2 rRNA genes are annotated in these 3,428 nt (G+C 56.9%); both read left to right on the top strand.

Annotated elements, in window-relative coordinates:
• Window positions 1-119 precede the first annotated feature (119 nt).
• A 23S ribosomal RNA gene (locus AB0G08_RS29995) occupies window positions 120-3,228 on the top strand.
• An 81-nt stretch (window positions 3,229-3,309) separates the two neighbouring features.
• A 5S ribosomal RNA gene (rrf, locus tag AB0G08_RS29990) occupies window positions 3,310-3,426 on the top strand.
• The last annotated feature ends 2 nt before the right edge of the window (window positions 3,427-3,428 follow it).

Genomic DNA, 3,428 nt, shown 5'->3' with positions numbered 1-3,428 from the left:
TGGTTGCCAGGCATGGCCTGGTCTCGCATACCGATCACTGTGGTGGTGCTGGTGTGGGGCTTTCGGGTTGTGGGTTGGTCGTTTGTTGAGAATTGCACAGTGGACGCGAGCATCTTTGTGGTCAAGTTGTCAAGGGCGAACGGTGGATGCCTTGGCACCAGGAGCCGATGAAGGACGTGGGAGGCCGCGATAGGCCTGGGGGAGCTGTCAACCAAGCTGTGATCCCAGGGTGTCCGAATGGGGAAACCTGGCTGGAGTCATGTCCAGTCACCCACACCTGAACACATAGGGTGTGTGGGGGGAACGCGGGGAAGTGAAACATCTCAGTACCCGTAGGAAGAGAAAACAAATAGTGATTCCGTGAGTAGTGGCGAGCGAAAGCGGATTGAGGCTAAACCGGCTGCGTGTGATACCTGTCAGGGGTTGCGTGGTTGGGGTTGTGGGACCCTGCTGAGTGTACTGACATGCACTCGAGAAGTTACAAAGCCAGTTGCTAGCCGAACAGTCTGGAATGGCTGACCGTAGGCGGTGAGAGTCCGGTAGGTGAAAGTGGCTGGTCTTCTGTGGGTGTTCCCGAGTAGCGGCGGACCCCTGTAATCTGCCGTGAATCTGCCAGGACCACCTGGTAAGCCTAAATACTTCCTGGTGACCGATAGCGGACGAGTACCGTGAGGGAATGGTGAAAAGTACCCCGGGAGGGGAGTGAAATAGTACCTGAAACCGTTCGCCTACAATCCGTCGGAGCCTTGCGGGGTGACGGCGTGCCTTTTGAAGAATGAGCCTGCGAGTTAGTGGCATGTGGCGAGGTTAACCCGTGTGGGGGAGCCGTAGCGAAAGCGAGTCTGAATAGGGCGTTCAGTCGCGTGTCCTAGACCCGAAGCGGAGTGATCTAGCCATGGGCAGGCTGAAGCGCGGGTAAGACCGCGTGGAGGGCCGAACCCACCAACGTTGAAAAGTTGGGGGATGACCTGTGGTTAGGGGTGAAAGGCCAATCAAACTCCGTGATAGCTGGTTCTCCCCGAAATGCATTTAGGTGCAGCGTCGCGTGTTTCTTGCCGGAGGTAGAGCACTGGATGGTCTAGGGGGCCCACAAGCTTACCGAAATCAGCCAAACTCCGAATGCCGGTAAGTGAGAGCGCGGCAGTGAGACTGCGGGGGATAAGCTTCGTAGTCGAGAGGGAAACAGCCCAGATCACCAGCTAAGGCCCCTAAGCGTGTGCTAAGTGGAAAAGGATGTGGGGTCGCATAGACAACCAGGAGGTTGGCTTAGAAGCAGCCACCCTTTAAAGAGTGCGTAATAGCTCACTGGTCAAGTGGTTCCGCGCCGACAATGTAGCGGGGCTCAAGCACACCGCCGAAGCTGTGGCATTCACATTTTTACCTTGCTTGGACTTGATTCCTTGTGCAGGTGTGTGGATGGGTAGGGGAGCGTCGTGCCGGGGGTGAAGCAGCGGGGTGACCCAGTTGTGGACGCGGCACGAGTGAGAATGCAGGCATGAGTAGCGAAAGAAGGGTGAGAAACCCTTCCGCCGGATGACCAAGGGTTCCAGGGCCAGGCTAATCCGCCCTGGGTGAGTCGGGACCTAAGGCGAGGCCGAGAGGCGTAGTCGATGGACAACGGGTTGATATTCCCGTACCCGCGAAAGAGCGTCCCTGATGAACCTCGTTGTGCTAACCACCCGATCTTGGGGCGGTCTTCGGACCAAACTGGGGGAGCGTGGGAACCTGGCGGGTAGTAGTCAAGCGATGGGGTGACGCAGGAAGGTAGCTGAGCCCGGCCGGTGGTTGTGCCGGGGTAAGCGTGTAGGCCGTGTTGTAGGCAAATCCGCAACACATGAAGGCTGAGACGTGATGCCGAGCCGATTCAGGTGAAGTCAGTGATCCTATGCTGCCGAGAAAAGCCTCTAGCGAGTTCTTAGCGGCCCGTACCCCAAACCGACACAGGTGGTCAGGTAGAGAATACCGAGGCGATCGGGCGAACTGTGGTTAAGGAACTCGGCAAATTGCCCCCGTAACTTAGGGAGAAGGGGGGCCGGAGACGTGAAGCCCCGCGCGGGTGGAGCGTTGTATGGCCGCAGAGAGCAGGGGGAAGCGACTGTTTACTAAAAACACAGGTCCATGCGAAGAAGTAATTCGATGTATATGGACTGACGCCTGCCCGGTGCTGGAACGTTAAGGGGACCTGTTAGCTCTTCGGGGCGAAGCGGAGAACTTAAGCGCCAGTAAACGGCGGTGGTAACTATAACCATCCTAAGGTAGCGAAATTCCTTGTCGGGTAAGTTCCGACCTGCACGAATGGCGTAACGACTTCCCCACTGTCTCAACCACAGGCCCGGCGAAATTGCATTACGAGTAAAGATGCTCGTTACGCGCGGCAGGACGGAAAGACCCCGGGACCTTTACTATAGCTTGACATTGGTATCCGAATTAGCTTGTGTAGGATAGGTGGGAGCCGGTGAAGTCCATACGCCAGTATGGGTGGAGGCAATCTTGAAATACCACTCTGGTTGATTTGGGTATCTAACTTCGGACCGTTATCCGGTTCAGGGACAGTGTCTGGTGGGTAGTTTAACTGGGGCGGTTGCCTCCTAAAGGGTAACGGAGGCGCCCAAAGGTTCCCTCAGCCTGGTTGGCAATCAGGTGTTGAGTGCAAGTACACAAGGGAGCTTGACTGTGAGACTGACAGGTCGAGCAGGGACGAAAGTCGGGACTAGTGATCCGGCACTTGCGAGTGGAAGCGGTGTCGCTCAACGGATAAAAGGTACCCCGGGGATAACAGGCTGATCTTCCCCAAGAGTCCATATCGACGGGATGGTTTGGCACCTCGATGTCGGCTCGTCGCATCCTGGGGCTGTAGCAGGTCCCAAGGGTTGGGCTGTTCGCCCATTAAAGCGGTACGCGAGCTGGGTTTAGAACGTCGTGAGACAGTTCGGTCCCTATCCGCCGTGCGCGTAGGATACTTGAGAAGGGCTGTCCCTAGTACGAGAGGACCGGGACGGACGAACCTCTGGTGTGCCAGTTGTCCCGCCAGGGGCACGGCTGGTTAGCTACGTTCGGAAGGGATAACCGCTGAAAGCATCTAAGCGGGAAGCTCGCTTCAAGATGAGGTATCCCACCCACCTTTGGTGGGGTAAGGCCCCCAGCTAGACGACTGGGTTGATAGGCCGGAAATGTAAGCCCGGTAACGGGTTCAGTTGACCGGTACTAATAGGCCGAGGACTTGACTACTAAGCTGCTACGCGTCCACTGTGCAACTCTCGATGAACGAACAACAGACCCTGTGGGTGTTGTTTGACATATCGATAGAGTTACGGCGGTCATGGCGGAGGGGAAACGCCCGGTTACATTCCGAACCCGGAAGCTAAGCCCTCCAGCGCCGATGGTACTGCACTCGGGAGGGTGTGGGAGAGTAGGACACCGCCGGACAA

Source organism: Micromonospora sp. NPDC023644, assembly GCF_040640115.1.
Classification (GTDB): Bacteria; Actinomycetota; Actinomycetes; order Mycobacteriales; family Micromonosporaceae; genus Micromonospora.
This window is presented reverse-complemented; position numbering and strand designations above follow the sequence as displayed.